At 65.2% G+C, this 24,594-nt stretch carries 24 protein-coding genes and 1 tRNA gene; 9 read left to right on the top strand and 16 right to left on the bottom strand.

What is annotated here, in order from left to right; all coding sequences use genetic code 11:
* Window positions 1-43: 43 nt before the first annotated feature.
* On the top strand, window positions 44-934 hold the full coding sequence (locus tag ACQR10_RS12880) for a LysR substrate-binding domain-containing protein (RefSeq protein ID WP_315737053.1): 891 nt from the start codon (window positions 44-46) through the stop codon (window positions 932-934).
* Between the two features lie 64 nt (window positions 935-998).
* On the opposite strand, the gene hisN is transcribed toward ACQR10_RS12880, so the two are convergent.
* Window positions 999-1,784, bottom strand: coding sequence for a histidinol-phosphatase (gene hisN / locus ACQR10_RS12875; RefSeq protein ID WP_315801831.1), 786 nt, complete (start codon window positions 1,782-1,784; stop codon window positions 999-1,001).
* A 480-nt stretch (window positions 1,785-2,264) separates the two neighbouring features.
* Window positions 2,265-3,149 carry an N-formylglutamate amidohydrolase gene (locus ACQR10_RS12870; RefSeq protein ID WP_434911969.1) on the bottom strand — a complete coding sequence of 295 codons (885 nt, stop codon included), beginning with the start codon at window positions 3,147-3,149 and terminating at the stop codon, window positions 2,265-2,267.
* Window positions 3,150-3,493: 344 nt separating this feature from the next.
* On the opposite strand from ACQR10_RS12870, the gene cpdR reads away from it, so the two are divergent.
* Both cpdR and ACQR10_RS12860 read left to right on the top strand, forming a co-directional pair.
* Window positions 3,494-3,853, top strand: coding sequence for a cell cycle two-component system response regulator CpdR (cpdR, locus tag ACQR10_RS12865; RefSeq protein ID WP_006610087.1), 360 nt, complete (start codon window positions 3,494-3,496; stop codon window positions 3,851-3,853).
* A 119-nt stretch (window positions 3,854-3,972) separates the two neighbouring features.
* Window positions 3,973-4,047 (top strand) — tRNA-Val (locus ACQR10_RS12860).
* 1,047 nt (window positions 4,048-5,094) lie between these two features.
* Here the strand turns inward: ACQR10_RS12860 and ACQR10_RS12855 are convergent.
* Window positions 5,095-5,406 (bottom strand): hypothetical protein, encoded by a 312-nt coding sequence (locus ACQR10_RS12855; RefSeq protein WP_315801842.1) that lies wholly within the window; start codon window positions 5,404-5,406, stop codon window positions 5,095-5,097.
* 3 nt (window positions 5,407-5,409) lie between these two features.
* On the opposite strand from ACQR10_RS12855, the gene ACQR10_RS12850 reads away from it, so the two are divergent.
* Entirely contained in the window at window positions 5,410-6,018 is a 609-nt protein-coding gene (locus ACQR10_RS12850; protein WP_316179568.1) for an SRPBCC family protein, read from the top strand.
* A 105-nt stretch (window positions 6,019-6,123) separates the two neighbouring features.
* Here ACQR10_RS12850 and ACQR10_RS12845 read toward each other — a convergent pair whose 3' ends face one another.
* The 3 genes from ACQR10_RS12845 to ACQR10_RS12835 all read right to left on the bottom strand — a co-directional run bounded on the left by ACQR10_RS12845 (window position 6,124) and on the right by ACQR10_RS12835 (window position 7,111).
* Complete coding sequence (locus tag ACQR10_RS12845; protein ID WP_315801844.1) at window positions 6,124-6,285, bottom strand: hypothetical protein; 162 nt, start codon at window positions 6,283-6,285, stop codon at window positions 6,124-6,126.
* Window positions 6,286-6,408: 123 nt separating this feature from the next.
* Window positions 6,409-6,729, bottom strand: a complete 321-nt coding sequence (locus ACQR10_RS12840) for a DoxX family protein (protein WP_315801845.1) — start codon at window positions 6,727-6,729, stop codon at window positions 6,409-6,411.
* Between the two features lies 1 nt (window position 6,730).
* Window positions 6,731-7,111: a DUF4267 domain-containing protein gene (locus ACQR10_RS12835; protein ID WP_315801846.1), complete on the bottom strand. Its 381-nt coding sequence runs from the start codon at window positions 7,109-7,111 to the stop codon at window positions 6,731-6,733.
* Between the two features lie 114 nt (window positions 7,112-7,225).
* Between ACQR10_RS12835 and ACQR10_RS12830 the strand changes: the two genes are divergently transcribed.
* Window positions 7,226-7,819 carry a TetR-like C-terminal domain-containing protein gene (locus ACQR10_RS12830; protein WP_315802160.1) on the top strand — a complete coding sequence of 198 codons (594 nt, stop codon included), beginning with the start codon at window positions 7,226-7,228 and terminating at the stop codon, window positions 7,817-7,819.
* Window positions 7,820-7,965: 146 nt separating this feature from the next.
* Here ACQR10_RS12830 and ACQR10_RS12825 read toward each other — a convergent pair whose 3' ends face one another.
* Window positions 7,966-8,553: a hypothetical protein gene (locus ACQR10_RS12825; RefSeq protein ID WP_434911968.1), complete on the bottom strand. Its 588-nt coding sequence runs from the start codon at window positions 8,551-8,553 to the stop codon at window positions 7,966-7,968.
* 343 nt (window positions 8,554-8,896) lie between these two features.
* Between ACQR10_RS12825 and ACQR10_RS12820 the strand changes: the two genes are divergently transcribed.
* Complete coding sequence (locus ACQR10_RS12820) at window positions 8,897-9,796, top strand: NAD-dependent epimerase/dehydratase family protein (RefSeq protein ID WP_315801848.1); 900 nt, start codon at window positions 8,897-8,899, stop codon at window positions 9,794-9,796.
* 123 nt (window positions 9,797-9,919) lie between these two features.
* Here ACQR10_RS12820 and ACQR10_RS12815 read toward each other — a convergent pair whose 3' ends face one another.
* The 6 genes from ACQR10_RS12815 to ACQR10_RS12790 all read right to left on the bottom strand — a co-directional run bounded on the left by ACQR10_RS12815 (window position 9,920) and on the right by ACQR10_RS12790 (window position 15,064).
* The gene (locus tag ACQR10_RS12815; protein ID WP_315801849.1) at window positions 9,920-10,699 is read right to left on the bottom strand and encodes an ABC transporter permease; all 780 of its coding nucleotides are present in this window, start codon (window positions 10,697-10,699) and stop codon (window positions 9,920-9,922) included.
* The gene (locus ACQR10_RS12810) at window positions 10,696-11,808 is read right to left on the bottom strand and encodes an ABC transporter permease (protein ID WP_315802161.1); all 1,113 of its coding nucleotides are present in this window, start codon (window positions 11,806-11,808) and stop codon (window positions 10,696-10,698) included. The genes ACQR10_RS12815 and ACQR10_RS12810 overlap by 4 nt, the downstream gene beginning before the upstream one ends.
* A 35-nt stretch (window positions 11,809-11,843) precedes the next feature.
* The gene (locus ACQR10_RS12805) at window positions 11,844-12,938 is read right to left on the bottom strand and encodes an ABC transporter ATP-binding protein (protein WP_315801850.1); all 1,095 of its coding nucleotides are present in this window, start codon (window positions 12,936-12,938) and stop codon (window positions 11,844-11,846) included.
* A gap of 97 nt (window positions 12,939-13,035) precedes the next feature.
* On the bottom strand, window positions 13,036-14,037 hold the full coding sequence (locus ACQR10_RS12800) for an ABC transporter substrate-binding protein (RefSeq protein ID WP_316217227.1): 1,002 nt from the start codon (window positions 14,035-14,037) through the stop codon (window positions 13,036-13,038).
* A gap of 336 nt (window positions 14,038-14,373) precedes the next feature.
* Window positions 14,374-14,604, bottom strand: coding sequence for a helix-turn-helix domain-containing protein (locus tag ACQR10_RS12795; RefSeq protein WP_315801851.1), 231 nt, complete (start codon window positions 14,602-14,604; stop codon window positions 14,374-14,376).
* A 10-nt stretch (window positions 14,605-14,614) separates the two neighbouring features.
* Window positions 14,615-15,064, bottom strand: a complete 450-nt coding sequence (locus ACQR10_RS12790; protein ID WP_316217169.1) for a DUF2975 domain-containing protein — start codon at window positions 15,062-15,064, stop codon at window positions 14,615-14,617.
* 383 nt (window positions 15,065-15,447) lie between these two features.
* Here ACQR10_RS12790 and ACQR10_RS12785 point away from each other — a divergent pair, with 383 nt between their 5' ends.
* Entirely contained in the window at window positions 15,448-15,699 is a 252-nt protein-coding gene (locus ACQR10_RS12785) for a hypothetical protein (RefSeq protein ID WP_316179560.1), read from the top strand.
* Window positions 15,700-16,303: 604 nt separating this feature from the next.
* Here the strand turns inward: ACQR10_RS12785 and ACQR10_RS12780 are convergent.
* Both ACQR10_RS12780 and ACQR10_RS12775 read right to left on the bottom strand, forming a co-directional pair.
* A complete protein-coding gene (locus ACQR10_RS12780) occupies window positions 16,304-19,486 on the bottom strand; it encodes an efflux RND transporter permease subunit (protein ID WP_316217168.1) in 3,183 nt (1,060 codons plus the stop codon).
* 279 nt (window positions 19,487-19,765) lie between these two features.
* On the bottom strand, window positions 19,766-20,998 hold the full coding sequence (locus ACQR10_RS12775; protein ID WP_316217167.1) for an efflux RND transporter periplasmic adaptor subunit: 1,233 nt from the start codon (window positions 20,996-20,998) through the stop codon (window positions 19,766-19,768).
* A gap of 190 nt (window positions 20,999-21,188) precedes the next feature.
* Here ACQR10_RS12775 and ACQR10_RS12770 point away from each other — a divergent pair, with 190 nt between their 5' ends.
* Complete coding sequence (locus ACQR10_RS12770) at window positions 21,189-21,791, top strand: TetR/AcrR family transcriptional regulator (protein WP_315801856.1); 603 nt, start codon at window positions 21,189-21,191, stop codon at window positions 21,789-21,791.
* Window positions 21,792-22,013: 222 nt separating this feature from the next.
* Here the strand turns inward: ACQR10_RS12770 and ACQR10_RS12765 are convergent, their stop codons facing one another.
* Window positions 22,014-22,871 carry an adenylate/guanylate cyclase domain-containing protein gene (locus tag ACQR10_RS12765; RefSeq protein WP_316217226.1) on the bottom strand — a complete coding sequence of 286 codons (858 nt, stop codon included), beginning with the start codon at window positions 22,869-22,871 and terminating at the stop codon, window positions 22,014-22,016.
* 217 nt (window positions 22,872-23,088) lie between these two features.
* On the opposite strand from ACQR10_RS12765, the gene ACQR10_RS12760 reads away from it, so the two are divergent.
* On the top strand, window positions 23,089-24,564 hold the full coding sequence (locus ACQR10_RS12760; protein ID WP_316179554.1) for a M81 family metallopeptidase: 1,476 nt from the start codon (window positions 23,089-23,091) through the stop codon (window positions 24,562-24,564).
* Window positions 24,565-24,594 lie beyond the last annotated feature (30 nt).

Below are 24,594 nucleotides of genomic sequence, written 5' to 3'. Positions count from 1 at the left end.
GGTTACGGAGCAAGCCTTCGTCCAGGACTGAGGCAGGATGACCATGCGTTTCGATCTGGTCGATCTCAGGCTGTTCATTGCCGTGGCCGAGGCCCGCAGCATCACCGGGGGCGCCGACCGGGCGCATCTGGCGCTGGCCTCGGCGAGCGCGCGGATCAAGGGTCTGGAGGACGCGTTCGGCGTCGAGCTGTTCAAGCGCGGCCGGCGTGGCGTGGATCTCACCGCGGCGGGCGAGAGCCTGCTCGATCACGCCCGCATCATCATGGCCAATGTCGAGGCCATGCAGGGTGAGCTCTCGGGCTTCGCATCCGGCCGTCGCGCCAACGTGCAGCTGCTCGCCAATACGGTCGGCCTCGCCGAGCATCTGCCGAAGGCGCTGGCGGCCTTTCTGCGCGAGCATCCCGACATCAACGTCGATGTCGAGGAGCGCGAGAGCACCGAGATCGCCGAGGCGATCGCGTCCGGCCGGGCGGATCTCGGCTTTGCGGCGGAGCACGCGCTGCCCGAGACGATCGAGCGCTTCGCCTTCGGCGAGGACCGGCTGATCCTGGTGGCCGGACGGCGCAGCCCGTTCGCGGCCCGCCGACAGATCGACTTCAGCGAGACCGCGGGGGAGGATTTCATCGGCCTCACGCAGGGGACGGCGCTCAACGTCCATATCGGCCGGCACGCCGCGCGGCTCGGCATCCGGCAGCACGTGCGGGCCAGGCTGCGCGATTTCGACGCGATCTGCCAGATGGTGGCGGCCGGGATCGGCATTGCCGTGGTGCCCGAAGCGGCGGCGCGACGTTGCGCGCGGTCGATGCCGATCAGCCTCGTCGCGCTGCGCGACGCCTGGGCCGATCGGCGGCTGGTGATCTGCGCCCGCAGCTTCAAGGCGCTGCCGCGTCCCGCGAAACTGCTCGTCGAGCATTTGCGCCGGGCCGCCGCGTGAAGCGCCCGACGACAGGCCGGATGTCCGTTCTGCACGAGGCGGAGCCAGGCCGGTGGAGGCGGGATCAGTCCGCGGCCAGCCGTTTCAGCGCCGCTTCGTGGACGCGCTTGTCGCCGGCGGCGACGATCCGGCCGCCGTTCTGCGCCGGGCCGCCTTCCCAGTTGGTGACGATGCCGCCGGCGCCGTTGATGATCGGGATCAGCGCCGCGATGTCGTAGGGCTTGAGCTCGGTCTCGATGACGAGATCGAGATGGCCCGCGGCCAGCATGCAATAGGAGTAGCAGTCGCCGCCATAGCGCGACAGCCGCGTCTCGGCCTCGACCCGGCTGAAGGTTGCGCGATCGGCCTCGTTCATCAGCAGCGGGCTCGTCGTATAGCACACCGCATCCCCGAGACGCTCGCAGCGCCGCACCGAGAGCCGGCGCTCGCCGCCGCCGTTCTTGTAGTTGGCGGAGCCGTTGTCGCCGGCGAAGCGCTCGCCGATGAAGGGCTGGTGCATCATGCCGAACACCGGCGCGCCCTTGTGCAGCAGCGCGATCAGCGTGCCCCAGGTCGGAAAACCGGCAATGAAGGACTTGGTGCCGTCGATCGGATCGAGCACCCAGACGTAGTCGGCGTCCTCGCGCTCGTTGCCGAATTCCTCGCCGACGATGCCGTGCTGAGGAAAGTTCGCCTTGATCAGGCGGCGCATCACCGCCTCGGCGGCGCGGTCGGCCTCGGTCACCGGGTCGAAATCCTGCCGGCTGCTCTTGTTGTCGACCAGCAGCGAGGTCCGGAAGAACGGCAGGATGGTTTCGCCAGACGCGGTCGCCAGACGACCGATGAAGGCGGAGAAATCGATGACCGTCACAGCGCGTCCTTGGGTGAGGGAATCGGGTGGCAATGAGCCGCTATGCCTAGCTCAAAGCGGTCCGGGGTGCATCCGGATATGGAACACCGGCGTGGCATCATGGATACCGTTTGGTGTCCGGCCGCGCTGACGGGGCGCGATTGAGCCGTCGGAGCCCCTGATGTGAAAGTGAAAGCGAAACCGGCGTCCCTCTCCGATCGTTTGGAATCTCCAATCAAGTCATTGACTTTTATGATGAAAAGCAAAGCTGTTTCGCGCTGAACGCAACCCGGCCTATGTTTTTTTGCATGGAGAAAGGCGGAAAAACCCTTGCGCTTTGTGCAGCGCGATTGCATATTGTTGCGGTGCGGTAGCGCTTCGCGTTATCGCTGCCCTCCTTGGGCGTTTCCTCCCTAGACTTGGGCCGCTTGTCATTCAAGCGGCCCTTTTTTTTGCGCCGGCGCCACCGGCCGGAATCCCTCGGACCGAGGGCGCTGCCCTCTATTCGGCCGCCGCCTGGAAAGGCCCGAGGTCGCCGAGCGGCACCGTCGCCAGCACCTCCGCGAGCACGGCGAGATCGGAAGCGACCTGGGCGAAGCGAGGTCCGCGCTCCCTGCGGCGCTCATCCATGTAGATCGCGCGGTTGAGCTCGATCTGGATCGCATGCAAGCCCGTGGCAGGATTGCCGTAATGCTCGGTGATGAAGCCGCCGGCATAGGGCTTGTTGCGGCCGACCGAATAACCGAGCCGGCCGAGCACGTCCTCGACCAGATCCGGCAGCAGCGACGCGCAGCTCGTGCCGTAGCGGTCGCCGATCACCATGTCGGGCCGGCGCGGCTCGTCGCGCGAGACGCCGACCGACGGCATCGAATGACAGTCGACCAGCACCACGGTGCCGAACTGCTGGTGCACGCGGTTGATCAGCCGGCGCAGCGCGCGGTGATACGGCTTGTACAGCGTCTCGATCCGGTGCAGCGCCTCGTCGGCGCTCAGCCGGTCGCGGTAGATCTCCTGGCCGTCGCCGACCACGCGCGGGATCGTGCCGAGGCCGCCGGCCACCCGCATCGAGCGGGTGTTGGCAAAGCTCGGCAGCCGCCCGGTGAACATTCGCGGATCGAGCTCATAGGGCTCGCGATTGACGTCGACATAGCAGCGGGGGAAATGCACGCGAACGACCGGAAAGCCGCGCGACAGGAGATCGGCGATCAATTCGTCCATGAACGAATCCTCGGACCGCCGCAACGCCGGCAGATCGATTCGCGAGGCCCTCAGGAAATCGTCGGGGTAGGCCGATCCGGAGTGAGGGGAATTGAAGATGATGGGCGCGCGCCATTCGGTCGGCTCCATGATCTCGAACGGCGGCAATTCGCCATCAAAGTCCGTCATCTCTGGGCGCCGTCCCCTTGGTCACGTGCGTCGATGTCACGTCTGTTGATGCGCCGGTATCCTCCGGCCGATTCGCTCTGGACAACGCAGGCACTGCTCTCGCCAACGCGCATCTTCGATAATCCGAGCCGGTCTGCCAAGCGAAAAGCAATGAAAAAGTTCATCCCGCGTTTGGAACAACTCTGAGCTGGCGTGCTGCTCCGGTCGAAGACCGCACCTTCGGCCCTCAAAATGCCTTGCCGATGTCGGATCAAAAGGCACAATCTTTCACCCGAAATTTACCGCCCGTCAGGCTTAGTGGCGGCAACGCTCCGCCTCTCACCCGGACCAGACAACCCCTCGCCATGCACAAAATCCTGCTCGCCGAAGACGACAACGACATGCGCCGCTTCCTGGTCAAGGCATTGGAAAATGCCGGGTTCCAGGTTTCGCCCCACGACAACGGCATGTCGGCCTACCAGCGGCTGCGCGAGGAGCCGTTCGAGATGCTCTTGACCGACATTGTGATGCCGGAGATGGACGGAATCGAGCTGGCGCGCCGCGCCTCCGAGCTCGACCCGGACATCAAGATCATGTTCATCACCGGCTTCGCCGCGGTCGCCTTGAACTCCGATTCGGAGGCGCCCAAGAATGCCAAGGTGCTGTCCAAGCCGGTGCACCTGCGCGAGCTCGTCAGCGAGGTCAACAAGATGCTGGCGGCCTGAGCCGCCGGGGCCGGCGTCGCGAAGTTCAGGATTATTCCCATTTTCGCCTGTTTGCGTCCTTGCCTGCCTGCGTGGGAGCCGATATAGGGACCCCCACCCGACGAGACCTTTTGGGTTTAGGGCACGTAGCTCAGCGGGAGAGCACTACCTTGACATGGTAGGGGTCACAGGTTCGATCCCTGTCGTGCCCACCATCGGCCGGTCCGGCCGGTGACCCAGCTCGGTCTGGTTTTCCGATCGTTGAATATCCTCCCTTGTGAACGCGAGGCGCGCGTGACGATCGCGGGGCGACGCAACCGCGGGCTCCGCCGCCGCCGCGTCGTCGTGACGGCGGCAAGCCGGCTTGAACCGGCCATCCATGACGAGTCTCTTCGGTCAAGTTCTCCGTCATTGCGAGGAGCGTAGCGACGAAGCAATCTAGAGTCGCGCGCGCGACTCTGGATTTCTTCGCTTCGCTCGCAATGACGGCGGTTAGATTGTGATGAGGGCGCTGCGACATGGCTTCGCTGCCTCGCGGCGCATTCTCGCGTCCGAGCTTTGCTGATCGATGTCCCTCTCTTGGAAGAGGGCACGGGGAATGCCGGGCGCTGGCCGCACCCATGGCCCGCCTGCAGAAAAAAAGCAGGCGGCAGTCACCACAGGTTCAGCCGAGATCACCCGGCATTCCCCGCACGATGGTTTTGACGGCTGCTTCGCGATCTCCCCGGTGCGCCGGGCTTTCTGGCCACCGTTGCCCGCGCCGCGCGTGAGCGCCAACGCAAGCGTGACACCAGCGTCGGGGTGTCAGGACCACGCGACTTGACCGTGCGCATCGCCGCCGTTCGTCGGCGTGGAGAACCACGCTGCGACATCGACACGCCCACCGCATCCCGCCTCGACGTTCGTGACGACCGCGAAGCGCCCCTCTTGTGAGACGGGATGGAGAGAGAAGATCATGATTTCTGGAAAAAAGAAACAAAAATCTTCAGGCCGGGAGGGCTGGATAGAGAGATGTGTTTGAACCCGCAGGCGAATGAATTTTTCTGACGGAGGCGTTTTCTTGGAGCGTGGGCTCCGGGTGATGGGCGGATGTGCTGGGCGTACGCGAGTCTCGCAGCAGTGATTTGCCCGTCGGGTCGCGTGCGCTCCTCGCTTTTGCCGATGCGTCGTTTGAAGTTCGTGCCCGGAGAATAGATAGAACCTGGTCCGCCAGCCGAAGCTCGTCACGTGTGCGAAGGTTTCTCAGATCGACGGCGCCTTCATCACCAAGACAGCGAAGAGTCCAGCGGCACGGTGACGAACATGCCGGCTTGGATCTGCCCTTCTGCTATCTCGCCAGCCAGAACAAACAACCGAAGATGCAGGCAGTCGGGGGCCCAGATCACACCCGGCGGCGCCCTTGTAGAAGCTGGGATCGCCGTCGGCAGTCTCGTCGTCGATGGGGTGGGCCGGCCAGAATGATCGGGATCGAATTGGGCGATCGCGTCGGCCGCGATGTCTAAGATCGCGACCAGGGCAGTCGCTTCGTCCAAGGGAGTCTGGATCAGCGGCCGATGTCGTCCCAGGGTGATCATCGTATGGACTCCCGGGTGCTGTTCGTCGGTCGCGTCAAGCGGCAGGCCGCATCATCGGCAACGAGCCTATCCAAAAGCCTGCCGCCGGTACACCATCGGTCCTATCGGATGACGGTTCGAGACGATGCGCAAGGTCAGCAGGGAATGAACATGGACGAGACCCTTTCGATACGGCGCTACATCGCCGCGCCTCGGTCGGCGGTCTATCGAGCGCTGCTCGATCCACGCGCAATTGCAAAATGGAAAGTGCCGGACGGAATGACCTGCGAGGTGCATGCGTTCGACGCCCGTGAAGGCGGCTCGTTGCGGATTTCGCTCACCTATGACGTGCCGACCGGGGCGGGCAAGACGACCGCGCAAACGGACACATATCGCGGTCGCTTTGTGAAGCTCGTCCCGAATGAGCAGGTTGTCGAAGTGGACGAGTTCGAGACCACGGATCCCGCGCTGCGCGGCGAGATGACGATCACCATCACGCTCGCCGACGCGGATGGCGGGACCGAACTTCACGCCACCCACGCTGGACTGCCACGCGCGGTATCGCCGACCGACAACGAGACTGGCTGGCGGATGGCACTCGCGAAACTCGCGGCGCTGGTCGAGGCGCGATAAGCCCGGTTTTCCGCTCATGCCCGAGGCAGACATGCGGATGCCGATCATAAGGACATGCCGTCGACGGCAACCGCTGTTCGCCGAAGCAGAGGAAGAAAAAGCCGCTCAGAAAAAGCCGGGGCTCAGATCTGTTCCGTAGGTCAGCGCCATCGCTGCCACCAGCAATATGGCGGCACCGAGCAGCAAGAGGTGTTTGAGCAACGCGTGTTTGCGACCCTCGGATGTTTCAGAAAATGCCTTATAAAATACCTTGGTCAGAGCCGTCATTTGCGACCTCAATCTCCTCCCGCCCTGAGGTAGGTCAAGACGGGAGGCAGAAGGTTCATCGCAGGACAGGCGCTGACCGACAGCAGGCGCGAGAATCCGGCTCTCCGAACGCCGCGCGATCCTTCAGGGCGCGGCAGCGGCAAGCCCGAGCAGGACGACGAATCCGCCGATCGGCGGCAGGTGCCGGACATCGCGATGGCGCAGAACGGTCACCGCTGCCGCGGCGATGATCGCCGATCCAAGCGCCAGGCCGACGATGCGAGCCTGGGGAAGCGCAATCAGAATGGCGGCGACGATCTCCAGCCCGCCGGTCAGTCTGCCCCACCAGGCGGGGTAGCCCCAACGGGCGAAATCGCGCCGTGTGTCGGCCGTACCGACCGCGTTGAAGACGCCGGCGCCGAAGAAGGCGGCGACCAGCAGCCAGATCGAAACAGCGTGCGCCATCTCAAGACACTCCGGTGACCAGGGGCAGGGCCGCCAGGACCATGATCGCGGCCGTGACGCCGTGCATGCCGAAGGCGCTCGTCTTCGAGCCGTTCGCGGCAAGGATGACCAGCATGTCGCCAACTGGAATGACGGCTTCGACCAGCAGGACGAGGCCAACCGCGCCGGAACTACCCCACATCATCAATGCAAGGACCGCCAGGCCCGAGACGATGTCCCTCACGCCCTTGAGCCGCAGCCACCACGCGACGTTGGCGCCGGTCTCGGGCAGTGGCAGCCCGAAACTGCGCATCGCAGTGAACGGGCGAGCAACGTATTGCACCCCAATCGCGATGATCGCGACCGCCAGCAGCAAGGCAAGCCCAAGCGAAAACCAGTGCATGCGACCCTCCGTTCTAACGGCCGTCGATAACCTAGCAACGCTAGGACAATAATCTAGCGTTGCTAGATCGTCAAGCGGTGGTATGGTGAGTGCTGTCCGGCGGAGGGCGAGAATCTGGGCATCGCAGAGCGAAAGGGCAGGGCGCGCGCCGAGCGCGAGCAGCACATCGTCGCGGCCGCGCGCGCGATCGCGGAGCGCGAGGGATGGGGCGCGGTGACGATCCGGCGCCTGGCCGACGAGATCGAATACAGCCAGCCCGTGCTCTATTCGCATTTCGAGAACAGGGATGCGATCGTGTCCGCGGTTGCCCTCGAGGGCTTCAAGGAGATCACGGCCGCCCTCGAAGACGCGGCGAGGCAAGCGAGCGCTCGCGGCTCTGCGCTCAAGAATGTCGCTGCGGCCTATCTCGGCTTCGCGCTCGGCCGTCCTGCGCTCTACGATGCCATGTTCGTCCTGCCGACCGATCTGCGGTTCGCGGTGGCGGAGACGAGGCCGGAGCTGCGGGCTGCTTTCGATGCGCTGGCCGCGGTCATCGCGCCCTTCTGCAAGGATGCCGCGGTCGTCACCGAGACGTTCTGGGCGGCCCTTCATGGCCTCGCCGCGCTCGAACGGTCAGGACGTATCAGGCCCGCCGCGCGCGACGAACGTATCGCACGTGTCGTGCGGGCGATCGCGGGGGCTGGAAGCCGCGCACCAGCTCGCGGCTGACGCAGTCAATGTGCGTGAGATACGGTCACGCGCTGAGACCAGATGAACATCGCAGGACGCGTGAGAAAGACGTCGGCTCACGAGGTGTCGACCGGAGCACGCGCAGGCCGACAAATGTGCTTCAACTTCAGCTCAGCTGAGGCGGACTAACGGGCGCGCCGCGCTCGCTTCAGCTCGGCGACCTGAAACTTGCCGCCGGCCAAGAGGCTGCTGCAATGCAGCCAGACCTTATTGCGATCCCAGCCTAGGAACGCCTTGGTCTCCGCACAGTCCGCATAGTGCTTGTATCTGAGCGTGTCGCTGCAGGTCGTATCGAAATGTGAGAATTCCTGGCCCGACAGGCTGCATCCGACCCAAGGCGCGTTGCCGGACTTGAAGCTTGTCTCGCAGCCGCCGTTGCAACCAGTGGCAGCTCTCTCCAGCCTGGCGAACCTGGCTTCCACAGAGCCTGGCGCAGCCGGCGGCGATTGCGTGGCCTGGGATGCGGCCTGAGCGACTGGCCGTGCCCGGCGCGACGTCACCGCGCCGGCTGCGTGCTGCGGCCGATAGGGCCGTACAGCCTGCTTGGGTGCATCGACCGTGATATCGGGAAGCGTGGAGCTTTTGGTGGGCTGCGCGACCGCCGGGCTGCAGAACAGCATCGTCGCCAACACAGCAACAAATGACGGCGCGACGACACAAGACGACGATCGCATGACGGCGTCCTTCCAGGGCGGGCCAGCCGCCAGATGCATCTACTTGACTGCCATTAGATACCTATCACGCGTTCGGGAACTTGGCTACTGATAATGAGAAAGATTCTCGCTCGCGGTTGCCGCCAGCATCGTTGCTGATCGCATGCGGACGAGTTGCTCGAGCGTCGGCCCATCAGCGGACCGGCAAGTTTCGGATTGCAATCATCGTTCTGAAATTGTGCGTTATCGATTTTCAATTTTAAATTGATCATTCTTCGACCGCTGTGTTCGTCGGCCAGCGCCGCCCGGCGGCCCGTCAGACCACAGGGAATCGGGTTGGAAGTTCCTATGGAGCGGCTGCGACCGAAGCTGCTAGAACCGGCGCATTCATGAGGACAGAACGATGACAAGCAAACGCGTGGTGTTCACCGGCGGAACAGGCAAGGCGGGCCGGCATGTGCTGCCACATCTGCAGGGCAAGGGCTACGAGCTCCTCAACGTCGATCTCAAGCCGTTCGATCACCCCGGGATCAACACCCTGATCGCGGATCTGACGGACAGCGGCCAGGCCTTCAACGCGCTGACCACGCATTACGGCTTCGGCGGCTTCAACGCCGGCCGGCCGCCACGGGCGCCGGATGCGGTGGTGCATTTCGCCGCGATCCCGCGCGTGCTGATCGAGCCCGACAATGAGACCTTTCGCGTCAACACTGTCAGCACCTACAACGTCATCGAGGCTGCGGCGAAGCTCGGCGTACGCAAGATCATCATCGCCTCCAGCGAGACAACCTATGGAGTCTGCTTCGCCGAGGGCGACAAGGATTTCAGGAGCTTTCCGCTCGAGGAGGACTACGACACCGACCCGATGGACTCCTACGGCCTGTCCAAGGTCGTGAACGAAAAGACCGCGCGAGCCTTCGCCATGCGCTACGGCATCGACATCTACGCACTCCGCATCGGCAATGTCATCGAGCCGCACGAATACGACATGTTCCCGCGTTTCCTCGCCGACCCGCCGTCGCGCAAGCGCAACGCCTGGTCCTATATCGACGCGCGCGACCTCGGCGAGATCGTGCATCTGGCGATCCAGAAGGATGGTCTCGGCTTCCAGGTCTTCAACGCCGTGAATGACACGGTGACGGCCAATATGCCGACGCGCGAATTGCTGCAGCGCTATTGCCCGAAGACTCCGATCACCCGCGACCTCGGCGAGCGCGAGGCGCCGCTGTCGAACAGGAAAGCGCGCGAAGTGCTCGGGTTCAAGGAAGAACATGATTGGCGGAAATATGTGAAGGCGGGATAGCTCATCGAGTAGGGCGGATTAGCGCAGCGTAATCCGCCTTCTTCCGCTTCGGCTGCTGCAATATGGACGGCCATTCGTGCGCGAGGCGGCGGATTACGCTGCGCTAATCCGCCCTACGGAACGTCACGCCATCCGCCGACGGATTACCAGCATCGCGAGTGACAGCACGATGGTGCCGACGATGAACACGGCCGCGGCGGACACGATCGCCGGGCTGATGTTCTCGCGGATGGTGGCGAACATTTGCCGCGCCAGGGTGCGCTGGTTGGGGCCGGCGACGAACAAGGTCAGCACGACCTCGTCGAGCGACGTCGCGAAAGCGAACAGGGCGCCGGAGATGATACCGGGCAGCGCAATCGGAAACGTCACCGTACGCAGCACCACGGCGGGCGAGGCGCCGAGGCTCGCGGCGGCGCGCTCGAGCTGGAGATCGACGCCCTGCAAGGCCGAGGAGACGTTGACGAGCACGAACGGCACGGCGACGACGGTGTGCGCGATGATGACGCCGAGATAGGTGTTGGTGAGCCCGTAGCGCGAAAACATCAGCTGCATGCCGACCCCGAGCACGACCGCCGGCACCACCATCGGCAGCAAGAACACCGTGCGCAGCGTCGAGACCAGCAGCGAGGCGCGTTTGCCGCGCAGGCCGAGCGCGGCCAGCGTGCCGAGCAGCGTTGCGAGGGCTGTGGTCCCCGAGCCGATCAGCAGGCTGTTGACGATCGACAGCCGCCAGGATTCGGCGGTGACCAGCTCGCGAAACCAGCGCGTCGAATAGCCGGGAATGGGATAGTTCAGGAACACGCTGTCGGTCAGCGACAGCGGCAGCACCGCGATCAGCGGCCCGAGCAGGAACACGACGACGGCGATCGCGAACAGCAGCTTGACGACCGGCAGGAGCTTCATGCGTGCTGCTCCTCGGCCGAGGTCAGCCGGATGTAGACGGCATAGAGCAGGATGGTCATCGCCAGCAGGACGAGGCCGAGCGCGCCGGCCATGCCCCAGTTCGCCGCGCCAGTGGCGTAATAGGCGATCACCGAGGAGATCATCTGGTCGTTGGCGCCGCCGATCAGCGCGGGGGTGATGTAGTAGCCCAGCGCGGCCATGAACACGAGCAGCGCGCCGGAGACGACGCCGCGCATCGACAGCGGCAGCAGCACGTGGAGGAAGGCGCGCAGCGGATGCGCGCCGAGCGATGCCGCCGCCGGCATCAGGTTGCGCGGGATCGCGATCAGCACGCTGAAGATCGGCAGCACCATGAACGGCAGCAGCACATGCGTCATGGCGATGACGACGCCGAGCCGGTTGAACATCAGCGGGACCGGACCGGAGGTCAGGCCGAGCCCCCTCAGGGTCGCGTTGATCAGGCCGTTGTCCTGCAGCACGACGTACCAGGCCGCGGTGCGCACCAGGAGCGACGTCCACAGCGGCAGCAGCACGGCGCCGAGCAGCGCCTGCCGGCGCCAGCCTTCCACGGATGCGGCGACCATCGCGTAGGGCAGGCCGATCAGGATGCAGGCCAGCGTCACCAGCGCCGAGGTCACGAAGGTCCGGATCATGATCAGGCGGTTGGCCGAGCTGCCCTCCGGCATCGCGGCGATATCGCCGGCGGCGTCGCGCTCGAGGTCGACCGCGGCGAGCAGGTTCTTGTCGGTCCAGGGCGAGGCGACAGCGTCGGCGATGGTCATCCAATAGGATGTCTCGCTCCAGCGCGAATCGATCGCGGCGAGGTCGGCCGCGCCGTCGCCGCCGAGCGCGCGGCGGGTCTTGCCGAGCAGGCTGCGGAAGCCGGACTGCGCGCTGTTGAGGCGGCGCACGAGATCGCCGAACTGCTCGTCATTGGTCAGCCTGCGGATGTCGTCGACGAACGCGGCCTGCGCCGCTGCAGGAGGCAAGCTGGTGCGGTCCCAGCGCGCCAGCGCCGTGTGGGTGCGGGGCAGGGACTCGGTCGCGACCGGATCGGATACCGCCGACTTCATCATCGTCACCAGCGGCACGACGAAGAACGACAGCATGAACGCCAGCAGCGGCGCGAGCAGCAGAGATGCCGTCAACCGTTGGCGGAGGTCTGGTCGCATGATCCCACCACCCAGACATCCGACGCCGCGAACGATAGCGCGACCTCGCTGCCGACCTCCGCGGCCTGGCCGGCACGGTCGCCCTTGATGATCAGCCGCTGCGCGCCGACCGTGGCGACCAGACGCATGTGATCGCCGAAATACACCGCGTCCATGATGCGCGCGGTCAGGCGGTTTGCGGTTGCGGCCGCATGATCGTTGATCCGGATCGCCTCGGGTCGGATCGAGACCTGCACCTTGCCGCCATCGACGCGATCAGCGCCGGCATGCGCCGAAAGCGTAAGGCCCGAGTCCGTCGTCAGCCGCATCGCCTCGCCGGCCTGCTCAGCCACCTTGCACGACAGCAGGTTGGTCTCGCCGATGAACTCGGCGACGAACGGCGTCCGCGGCAGCTCGTAGATCTCGCGCGGCGTGCCGATCTGCTCGATCCTGCCGTGGTTGAACACGGCGATGCGGTCGGACATCGTCAGCGCCTCGTCCTGGTCGTGGGTGACGAATACGATGGTGAGGCCGAGCCGGCGGTGCAGGTCGCGGATGTCGAGTTGCATCTGCTCGCGCAGCTTCTTGTCGAGCGCGCCGAGCGGCTCGTCCATCAGCACCACCTGCGGCTCGAACACCAGCGCGCGGGCCAGCGCCACGCGTTGCTGCTGGCCGCCGGAGAGCTGCGCCGGCTTGCGCTCCGCCATGGCCGACAGCTTCACCATGTCGAGCACGCGCGCGACCCGCGTGGCGATCTCGGGCTTGGGCGTGCCGCGCATCTTCAGGGGAAACGCGATGTTGTCGCGCACGCTCATGTGCGGGAACAGCGCGTAGTTCTGGAACACCACGCCCATGTTGCGCTTGTGCGGCGGGAGCCCGTCGACCCTGACGCCATTGACCGCGATCGTGCCGCTGGTCGGCTGCTCGAAGCCGGCCAGCATCATCAACAGCGTGGTCTTGCCGGAGCCGGAGGGGCCGAGCAGGGCGACGAACTCGCCGCGGGCGATATCGAGGTCGAGATCGTCGACCACGGTCAGCGCGGCGAAGCGCTTGACCACCTGCCGGAACGAGATGAAGGGGGTATCCATGACGAAGGCTTTCGGCGCGGACCTCGCCGGGACTCATACGAGGCGGGCAGGCGCGCGTCGCGACGATCGCGCGCCCGGTGTGCGGAAGCGGCGGGCCTCAGCGCGCCAGCCAGGCGTTGAAGCGCTTCGACAGCTCTTCCGAATTGTCCGTCCAGAAGCCGACGTCCAGCGCGATCGCCTGCTTCAGGTTTTCGGGGGTCGTCGGCAGCTCCGCGGCGTATTTCTCCGGCACCAGCTTGGCAGCGGCGATGTTCGGCAGGCCGTAGGCGATGTATTCCGGCAGCTTGGCCTGGTTCTCGGCCTGGCTCGCAAAGGCGATGAAGTTCATCGCGGCATCCTTGTTGGGCGAGCTCTTGAGCACGACCCAGCTGTCGACCGCATAGATGCTGCCCGGAAACACGAAGCCGAAATGCTTGCCCTCGGTGCGGTTGATGGCGGTGATGCGGCCGTTATAGACCGAGGTCATCGCTACCTGGCCGGACGACAACAGCTGCAGCGGCTGCGCGCCGGCCTCCCACCACACGATGTCGGCCTTGAGCGCGTCGAGCTTCTTGAAGGCGCGCTCGACGCCCTCTTTGGTCTTCAACACCTTGTAGACGTCGGTCGCCGGCACGCCGTCGGCCATCAGCGCGAACTCGAGCGTGTATTTGGCGCCCTTGCGCAGGCCGCGCTTGCCCGGAAACTTTGCCGTGTCCCAGAAGTCCGCCCAGGTCTTCGGCCCGTCCTTGATCTTATCGCCGTCGAACGCCATTCCGGTCGACCACACGATGGCGCCGACGCCGCAATCGCTGACGCCGGCAGGGATGAAGCCTTTCTTGTCGCCGATCTTGCTCCAGTCGATCTTCTCGTAGATGCCGTCGCTGCAGCCGAGCTCGAGCTCCTCGGCCTCGACCTGCACCGCATCCCAGTTCGGCACCCCGGCCTTCACCTTGGCCTGCAGCACGCCATAGCCGCCGTCCCAGCTCTCGTCGAGCACGGTGGCGCCGAGCTTGGCGGCGAAGGGCTGGAAGTAGATCTTGCGCTGCGCGTCCTGGTAGTTGCCGCCCCAGGACACGACGGTGAGATCACGCGCCTGCGCGGAAACGAGGAGACCTAGCATCGCGGCTGCGGTCACCAGCACCGTCTTCGAGACGGTTGCGGCTGCGCGTCTGACAGGCCGATCCGTCGCGTTCGACACTGTTGCCGTCGTGGAGTTGGTCCGCAGAAAAAGCATGCTCGATGATCCGTCGCGCTTGAAAGGTTCAAAAAAGCTATCGGCTGGACCAAGCCCTGGCAAGCGCGAGTTTTGATCGTCACGTGATGCTATTTTGGCGTTCATGCGCTGCATCAGTGGCGTTGCGGCGAAGCGCTAATGGTGCCGGATCCGCGCGGGAGGGTGCCGTGCGGCGGCCCGTCCGCTTCACCGCAGCGCAGGATCTTGATCGCGGTTGTGGTTTCATCCGATGTCCGTCTCCGTCGACGGCGCTTCCTCATATCTCAGCAGGTCTCCGGGCTGGCAGCCGAGAAACCGGCAGATCCGCTCGAGGGTCTCGAAGCGCACACCCTTCACCTTGCCTTGTTTGAGCAGGGACAGGTTGGCCTCGGTGATCCCGACATATTCGGCCAGGTCTTTGGACTTCACATTGCGTTCCGCGAGCATCACGCCCAGCCGCACTCGGATCGGCATGTCCTGTCCTTCAGACGAATTGCTTGTTTTCGTCGGCGATCTCCAGCGCCTCCGTCATCACCCAGGCGATGACCGCAACCGTCCCTGCGAAAATCAGCGCTATGAGCGTATCCGATCCGACGCTCAGCGCGAGGGTCTTCGCTCCCGCCGGTTGACGGAAACTCAGGACGACGGACAGAGCCGCGCCGGCGAGTGGTTTCAACAGGGCTGATGCCGCGACAGCGATCGCAAACGTCTTCAGCTGTTGGATCGAGTCGCGCGAGAAGATGCGGCCGGCGGCGAAGGCGTCGAAGCAACGACGTCCGCTCAGCAGGCCCCAGATCAGCGTCCCCAGCGGCACCATGGCGATGCCGAACGCGAGGGCCCGCGTGGACCAGTCGATCTCGGTCACCGGCGCATTCGGGATGCCGGCGTGGTTGAACAGCGTGGGCGCGGGCGTCAAGGCCCAATAGAGCGCCATTGCCGCGGCGAGCAGCCCGGATGTGACGAGACAGCTTGCCGCCATCAGTTGGCTGAGCCGGCGAATGCGATTGCTGCGTCCGGAGCGCGCGGCACTCGTGCCGGACATCTCTGCTGTTTGCGTCATGGTCGAATGGCCCCCACGGTTGATTGGTGTCTCGGCAGTGCGCCGAGAGGATCACGATACGATCAAAAATTATCGTTTGACAATAATTTATTTTCGTTCGACAGATGGGGTATTAGCTCAGGAGCCACCTCATGTCTCATTGCCGGGCCAGACTGGCCGTCACTGTCGCCTTCGCGTCCGCTGTTATGACGACTTCTCCATCCAGCGCCGCGCCATCCACCTCTCGCGGCCTTATATCGGTCGCGCAGGTGGTTCAGATGCTGGAGAAGGCGCCGACCGACCGGACGGCCCAGCAGGTTCTCACCGCCTACCTTGCCGGAGTCGGCGAGGCCGCTGGCGCAGTCGCCAGCATGGGGCGCGCGACCTGCCGCACCTCGTTGAACTTGAGCGCGGCGACTGTCGGGCAGGCGCTGAGCTCCGCTGCCGCAGCGCAGGACGCGGCGGAAACGCCGGCAACGCCTTTGATCGTCAGGGACATGCTCGATCGCGCAGGATGCAAGCGCCCATGAGCTGTTCCGGCGCAGCAGCCATCACGCGCCAAAGCCGGTCTTCGCCATAGATGTCGTTACTTCGTGTTTTGCCGCGGCTTCGTTCAAAGGCGCGCGTGCTGGCCATTGATGCGGCGCCAAGGCGCGCCGCTACAGGCCGGCGCCGCAGCCATCGCGCTCCGGGCAGCTCTGCGATAGCGACGGATCACCTGCTGCCGCATTGTCGACGACCAGGCCCACCGCGGGGCGTGAGCTGGCTGTAGCGCTGACCGGGCCGGCGAGACGGCGAAATCCTCCATGTGCTCCGATGCGCTGAAAACCCTCGGCCGTCTTCATCAGCCGGGCTGCCACCATTTGATTCAAAAAATCCATGTTGCAACTCCTTGTGGTCAAATGACCCGGCGGCCTGGTGCGGGACAGGCCGCCGGGTCGGCGCAACGTGCTGGAGTTGGCGTCCTCCATCCCGCTGCGCTGGTCTGTGATCCGTTTCACAGTCCTGTAGAATTGATCGCGAAACGGATCATCTGGGGAGCGTGATGGGGGACGCCGACTGCCATTTGTCTCTACGAATCAAGAGACGATCGCGTTTCCGGGCCCTCGACATCACGCGCGTTCACATTCTTGTTTACTCCGCGGGTTGAGCCGCCACCGTGCCGTGGCCGCCATGCTGGGTGAGCGGCTTCATGCCGGTCAGCGTCCGCAGCAGCACGTAGAACACCGGCGTCAGGAACAGGCCGAACACGGTGACGCCGATCATGCCGGAGAACACCGCCACGCCCATCGCGCGCCGCATCTCGGAACCTGCTCCGGTCGACAGCACCAGCGGCAGCACGCCCATGATGAACGCCATCGACGTCATCAGGATCGGCCGCAACCGCAGACGGCTCGCCTCGATCGCGGCGCGCAGGGGCGTGCGCCCGGCGAATTCGAGCTCGCGCGCGAATTCGACGATCAGGATCGCGTTCTTGGCCGAGAGGCCGACGAGCACGATCAGGCCGATCTGGGTGAAGATGTTGTTGTCGCCCTTCGAGAGGTAGACGCCGAACATCGCCGCCAGCAGCGCCATCGGAACGATCATCAGGATCGCGAGCGGCAAGGTCAGGCTCTCGTACAGCGCGGCCAGCACCAGGAACACCAGCAGGATAGCCAGCGGAAATACCCAGAGTCCGGAGTTGCCGGCGATGAACTCCTGATAGGTCAGGTCGGTCCATTCGAAGGCAAAGCCCGGCGGCAGCACCTCGGCCGCGATCCGCTCGGCCGCCGCCTGCGCCTGGCCCGAGGAGAAGCCGGGCGCCGCTGCCGCGTTGATGTCCGATGACAAGAAGCCGTTGTAGCGGATGGCGCGCTCGGGCCCGGCGCTCTGCCGCACGTTCAGCAGCGCCGACAGCGGCACCATGTCGCCGGAGGCGGAGCGTACCTTGAGCTGGCGGATATCGTCGGCTCGGGCGCGGAACGGTGCGTCGGCCTGCACGCGCACCGAATAGGTGCGGCCGAACTTGTTGAAGTCGTTCACGTAGTAGGAGCCGAGGTAGATCTGCAGGGTGTTGAACACCTCCGTCACGGGCACGCCGAGCTGCAACGCCTTGGTGCGGTCGATGTCGGCGAAGAGTTGCGGCACGTTGACCTGGAAGCTGGAGAATACGCCGGCGATCTCGGGCGACTTCTGCAGGCCCGCCATGAACGCCTTGGTGACGTCGTTGAGCGCCTCGTAGCCGAGGCCGGCGCGGTCCTCGATCTGCAGCTTGAAGCCGCCGATGGTGCCGAGGCCGTTGACCGGCGGTGGCGGGAACATCGCGATGAAGGCGTCCTGGATGCCGGCGTACTTCTTGTTGAGCTCCATCGCCAGCGCGCCGCCCGACAAGGACGGATCCTTGCGCTCGTCGAACGGCTTCAGGGTCGAGAACACGATGCCGGCATTGGAGGAGTTGGTGAAGCCGGAGATCGACAGTCCGGGGAAGGCGACCGAGCTCTCGACGCCGGGCTGCGTCAGCGCGATGTCGCTCATCTTGCGGATCACCTCCTCGGAGCGGTCCAGCGTGGCGCCGTCCGGCAGCCGCGCGAAGCCGACCAGGTACTGCTTGTCCTGGCCCGGCACGAAGCCGCCCGGCACCTGCTTGAACAGCACGGCGGTGGCGCCGACCAGCAGCACGTAGAGCACCATGACGGCGGCCTTGCCGGTGATCACCTTCGACAGGCTGCCGCTGTAGTTATTGGACGCACGGACGAAGGCGCGGTTGAAGCCGCGGAAGAACCAGCCGAGGCTTGTGTCGAGGATGCGGGTGAGGCGATCCTTCGGCTCGTGGTGCCCCTTGAGCAGCAGCGCCGACAGCGCCGGCGACAAGGTCAGCGAGTTGACCGCGGAGATTACGGTGGAGATCGCGATCGTCAGCGCGAACTGCTTGTAGAACTGCCCGGTCAGGCCGGAGATGAAGGCGAGCGGCACGAACACCGCGACCAGCACCAGAGCGATCGCGATGATCGGTCCCGACACCTCGCGCATCGCCTGATAGGTGGCGTCACGCGGCGACAGGCCGCTCTCGATGTTGCGCTCGACGTTCTCGACCACGACGATGGCGTCGTCGACGACGATGCCGATCGCGAGCACCAGGCCGAACAGGCTGAGCGCGTTGATCGAGAAGCCGAACAGATGCATCACCGCGAACGTGCCGACGATCGAGACGGGGACAGCCAGCAGCGGGATGATCGAGGCGCGCCAGGTCTGCAGGAACAGGATCACGACGATCACGACCAGCACGATGGCCTCGAAAAGTGTGTGCACGACGGCCTCGATCGAGGAGCGCACGAACTGCGTCGGGTCATAGACGATGTGGTACTCGACGCCTTCCGGCATCGTCTTCTTGATCTCGGCCATGGTGGCGCGGACGTTGTCCGAGATCTGCAGCGCGTTGGAGCCGGGCGCCTGGAAGATCGGGATCGCCACGGCCTGCTTGTTGTCGAGCAGCGAGCGCAGGCCGTACTCGGAGGCGCCGAGCTCGATGCGGGCGACGTCGCGCAGCCGCGTGACCTCGCCATGCGTGCCGGTCTTGACCACGATGTCGGCGAACTGGTCCTCGTTGGAGAGCCGGCCCTCGGCATTGACCGAGAGCTGCAAATCGAGCCCCTTGACGCTCGGCGATGCGCCGACCACGCCGGCGGCGGCCTCGACGTTTTGCGCCTGGATCGCCTTGACGATGTCAGAAGCGGAGAGGCCGTGCTCGGCCGCCTTCTGCGGATCGACCCAGACCCGCATCGAGTAGTCGCCGGCGCCGAACAGCTGCACGTCGCCCACGCCATCGATGCGTGCCAGCCGGTCCTTGACGTTGAGCACCGCGTAGTTGCGCAGGTACGTCGTATCGTAGCGGCCGTTCGGCGAAATCAGATGCACGACCATGGTGAGGTCGGGCGAGCTCTTCTTGGTGATGACACCGAGCTGGCGCACCACGGCGGGCAGCCGCGGCTCGGCCTGCTGCACGCGGTTCTGCACCAGTTGGGTGGCCTTGTCCGGATCGGTGCCGAGCTTGAAGGTGACCGTGAGCGTCATCGCGCCGTCGGTGGTCGCCTGGCTGCTCATATAGAGCATGTTCTCGACGCCGTTGATCTGCTCCTCGATCGGCGTCGCCACCGTCTCGGCGATCACCTTCGGATTGGCGCCGGGATAGGTCGCGCGCACCACCACCGAGGGCGGCACGACGTCGGGATATTCGGAGATCGGCATGGAGAACAGCGCGATCAAGCCGCCGAGAAAGATCAGCGTCGACAGCACGCCTGCGAAGATCGGCCGATCGATGAAGAATTTGGAGAGGTTCATGGGAGGCCCCGTGGTCGGGAGACTTCAGCGCGTGGCTGACGTTGTTAGTTGTCGGTAGGCTTGTTCAAAGACGCTGAGCGGCGCCAAATAGGATCTCGCTGTCGCCTCACCCTCGGCGTCGTCCCGGCGAACGCCGGGACCCATACCGCGGAAGGCCAGTTGTTGAATAAGACTGCGGGTCATCTTTCTTGGTCGACAAGCACGGCCGGTGGTTATGGGTCCCCGCTTTCGCGGGGACGACAGTTGTGGTTGGCGTTGGCAGACGGGCCTCGATGACGCTCAGCGCTGCGCCAGCTGCTTGTTGTCGGCCCCATCTCTTGCGCCCATCGCTGCCACCTGCGTCTTCAGCAACGCGCCCGGCCGCACCCGCTGAAGGCCGTTGACGACCACGCGCTCGCCGGGCTTGAGGCCGGCGGAGATGATGCGCAGGCCATCGACGCTGCCGCCGAGGCTGACCGTGCGATAGACAGCGCGCTCGTCGTCGCCGACCACCATCACGAATTTCTTGTCCTGGTCGGTGCCGATGGCGCGCTCGTCGAGCAGCACCAGCGATTGCTGCTGCGGCTGGCCCATGCGCACGCGCGCGAACTGGCCGGGGATCAGCCGGCCGTCCTCGTTCTTGAACACGGCGCGGACGCGGATCGTGCCGCTCTGCCCGTTGACCTGATTGTCGATCAACTGGATATGGCCGGATGCCGTGATGCCGCCCGAGGTCGTCATCTCGACCGGGATGCGGTCGAGATTGCCGCGTTTGCCGGAGCCGTCGGCAATCGCCGACAATGCGCGCAACACCAGCTCTTCGGTGGCGTCGAAGCTCGCATAGATCGGGTTGACGGACACCAGCGAGGTCAGCACCGGCGAGGCCGACCCGGCGGCGACGAGGTTGCCGACCGTGACCTCGATCCGGCCGACCCGGCCGTCGACCGGCGCGCGCACCTGCGTGTAGTCGAGATTGAGTTTTGCGGCCTGCAACGCCGCTTCCGCGGCCTTGACGTTGGCAATCGCCTCGCGATTGCCGTTGTCGCGCTGGTCGTAGTCGCGCTTGGTGACGATGGAGTTGCCGACCAGCTGCGCGCCGCGCTCCAGCTCATTGGCGGCGAAGGATGCGCGGGCCCGCGCAGCCTCGAGCTGCGCCTGGGCCCGGTCGACCTCGGCGGCGTAGGGCGCGGGGTCGATCTTGAACAGGACGTCGCCGGCCTTGACCAGCGAGCCCTCGGTGAAATTGGTGCCGAGAATGGCGCCGGCCACCCGCGGCCGGATCTCGACCCGCTCGACCGCCTCGAGCCGGCCGGAGAACTCGTCCCACAGGCTCGCCTGGCGCGGCTCGACGACGACAACCGTCACGGGGACGGCCTGTTCGGGGGCCGCCGCGCGGGCCGCATTCGGCGCGGGACTGAAGTGGAAATATTGGGAGCCGGCGTAGGATCCGGCGGCAATCACCAGGCCGGCGGCGGCGACGGTGCCCAGCCACCGCCTAAGGCGGCCGGAAGAACGAATTTCGGGCGAAGGCATTGGCGCGCTCCAGATTTGTAGTGCTCGCTACAAATGTGGCGCTGGCAACCCGTTCGCAAGAGACTTATGTAACGGACACTACGAAAATAGTAGCCCGACTTTCGGCGACTGCGCCAGATCAAAGAAATCGCGTTCAATAACAACTAGATAAGAATCAGACGGGGCGGAGACGGGAACAGGAGTTTTGCACATGGGCATCGGACGGCCCCGGACTTTCGATCGCGACACCGCGCTGGACCAGGCGATGGAGGTGTTCTGGCGCCATGGCTATGAGGGCGCGACCATCGCCCAGCTCACCGACGCCATGGGCATCAACCCGCCCAGCCTCTATGCCGCGTTCGGCAGCAAGGAAGCCCTGCTCAAGGCTGCGCTCGACCGCTACACGGCGCGACGGGAGGCCTGGATGGACGAGGTGCTGAGCGCGCCGACCGCCCGCGAGGTCACCGCGCGGATGCTGATGGGCGTCGCCGAGAAACAGACCGATCCCTCCAATCCGCCCGGCTGCCTGCTGGTGCAGGGCGGTCTCGCCTGCGGCTCCGGCTCCGCCAACGTGCCGTTCGAGCTCGCGGCCCGCCGTGCGCAGACCGAGGAGCAGCTCCGGCACCGTTTCGAGCGCGCCAAGCGCGAAGGCGATCTGGCCCCGGCCGCGGATCCGGCCGCGCTCGCGCGTTACGTCTCGGCCGTGATCACGGGCATGAGCGTGATGGCCTCCTCCGGCGGCGACCGTGAGGCTCTGGCCCAGGTTGCGGCCGTGGCGATCAGGTCGGTCGAGGAGCAGTCGGTGCGGGCGTAATGCCCGGTCGCGCGGAGCCAAGCCGCCATGCGACATTCTCAAGCTGTCTCCATCTGTGTGTTCGCGAAGCCCCGAGCAGGCGTAGGAGTGACGGCCTGTGAGATCGTAGCAGGATATCGGCGTTTTCCGGACCGTCAGCCCGCAGCCGTTAAAGCGCACCTTCGCGATGCCGGGCTTCGATCTGATTCCGGGCCGAATAGAGCGCTCGCAACCACCAGCCGCTTAGTCCCGGCGCGTCCGACGTCGCTCAATCTTGTCCGAAGGAGGCCTGCTCTGGAGCACCGTCCGCATGATGCCGGCGAACAGCAATGCTGCGGCCGGCCAATGAAACCAGACTCTGTGCAGACCGGTGAAAACATTGATCAGAAGCAGAAAGCCGGAGACCGTGAGGGCCATTGCGAGGGGACGAGGCAGGCTCGCGAAGTGATCCGCGATCGAGGTGATCGACGTGGATCGCGCATCGCCGTCGCGAAAAGGAGGTGGAGCGCTCGAGGCCGCAAACGCGCGCGCATGGAGGGCGCCGTCGTCAACCGGGAGGTCGGGTCGCTGGCCGGAACGGCCGCCGATCGTGACACGATAGCTGGTCACGGGGGCAACATTCTTCAGCGGTGGCTGGCCAAGACAGTCGAAGCCGACAGTCAGTTTGTTGTGCACCTGGTCGTAGACGGGGGCCGAGACCACGATGCCGCCGGGCTCGGCCAGTTCTTGCAGGCGCGCCGCGATATTGACCCCATCGCCGAAGATATCGGAACCATCCACCATCACATCTCCCAGATTGATCCCGATGCGAAACTGCATCTGGTGTCCGTTGGATGGCGTGGGCTTCTGACTGATTTCCTGCTGAATTTCGACGGCACACCGCACGGCCTCGACGACACTGGCGAACTCGGCGATCACGGCATCGCCCCAAGTATTGACGATGCGCCCGTCATGGCGCTCCACCAATCCTGCAATGGCCGTGCGGTAGCGGCGCAGCGTCTCCAGCGTACCGGCTTCGTCGGCTCCCATGAGGCGGGAATAGCCGTGCACATCCGCGCACAGCACTGTCGTCAACCGCCGTTTCAATTTATCGTCCGCCATGTAGCCGATCGTAGCCTCATCGATTGCCAAATGCATCAGGCATCATCCGGCGCAGCGGGATCAGGCCGCGCTGTTTTCCGTCCCATGCGCTGTGCGGCGGTCGCCCTTCGCATGGGTCTCTTGCGCTTCCTGATGAGGTCCGTTTCTTTGTGGGCCTGCATCGCCGGCCGGGCCGGTGCGCGCCTGCCTTTCCTCGCAACCACCGGGTTCAGCCTTCATGCGTGTCTTCTCCGCCGCCCTTGCCACCGAGACCAATACCTTCGCGCCGATGCCCACGGGGCTCGCGACCTTCCATGAGCGCGCCTACTTCCCTGCCGGCCAGCACCCGGACAAGATGCAGATGCATGGCGGGCCACTATGGGCTGCGCGCCAGGTTGGGCCGTCCAAGGGCTGGACGCTGATCGAAGGGCTGGTGGCCGCGGCCGTGCCCAACGGGCTCGTCACCCGCGCCGCGTTCGAAACCCTGCGTGACCAGATCCTTGCCGACCTCAAAGCCGCGCTGCCGGTCGACATGGCGCTGATCGGCCTGCACGGCGCGATGATCGCCGACGGCTATGATGATTGCGAGGGCGAGCTGCTCGCGCGGATACGCGAGATCGTCGGACCCGATGTGGTCGTCGGCGCCACGCTCGACCCCCACGTTCATATGAGCGAGCTGATGGTCAGAAGCGCCGATCTTCTGATCTGCTGGAAGGAATATCCGCACACCGACATTCTCGAGCGCGCGCAGGATCTGGTGAAACACTGCACCGAGATCGCCGAGAAGCGGCTGAAGCTGCAGAAGGCGCTGGTCGACACCGACATGATCGTCACCCTGCACACCACGCGCGAGCCGGTGCGCAGCTTCGTCGACCGCATCACCGCGCTGGAAGGCAAGGACGGTATCGTCTCGATCTCGATCGTTCACGGCTTCGGCTGGGGCGACACGCCGTCCATGGGCACCAAGGTGCTGGTCTATAGCGATGCCGCCGTCGATCCGGACGGTGTCAGGGCGAAGGCGCTGGCACGCCGCCTTGCGGACGAACTGATCGGCATGCGCGAGGCGGTGACCGAGCGCATGCCCGGCGTCGATGCCGCGCTTGACCAGGCATTGGCGACAGACGGCACCATCGTGCTCGGCGATGCCAGCGACAATCCCGGCGGCGGTGCGCCCGGCGATTCCACCTTCATCCTGCGCCGGCTGCTCGACCGCAACATCGGCAATGCCTGCCTCGGTCCACTCTGGGATCCGATCGCGGTGCGCATCGCCTTCGATGCCGGCGTCGGCGCCAAGCTGCCGCTGCGGATCGGCGGCAAGATCGGGCCGCTGTCGGGTGATCCCGTCGATGCGACCTGGGAGATCAAGGCGCTGAAGGAGAACATGGTGATGACGGGCCTCGCCGGCACGCCCGCCAAGCTCGGCGATTGCGCGCTGATCGCGAGCAATGGCGTCGAGGTCGTGATCACGACGTTCCGCTGCCAGGCGTTCGGCACCGACTTCTTCACCCAGCTCGGCTGCGATCCTGCCACGCGCAAGCTCGTCGTGGTGAAATCCGCCCAGCATTTCCGCGCGGCATTTGCGCCGATCGCGGCCGACATCATCATGGTCGATGCGCCCGGCGTGGTCGCGCGCGACGTGACGACGTTGCCCTACAAGAAGATCAAGCGTCCGAAATGGCCGCTCGACGAGTTGCCGCAACCATCGCGCGCATGATGTCCCAGAATGCGACGATCATCGCAGCGA

This window comes from Bradyrhizobium sp. HKCCYLRH2060 (genome assembly GCF_051168135.1).
GTDB lineage: Bacteria > Pseudomonadota > Alphaproteobacteria > Rhizobiales > Xanthobacteraceae > Bradyrhizobium.
This window is presented reverse-complemented; position numbering and strand designations above follow the sequence as displayed.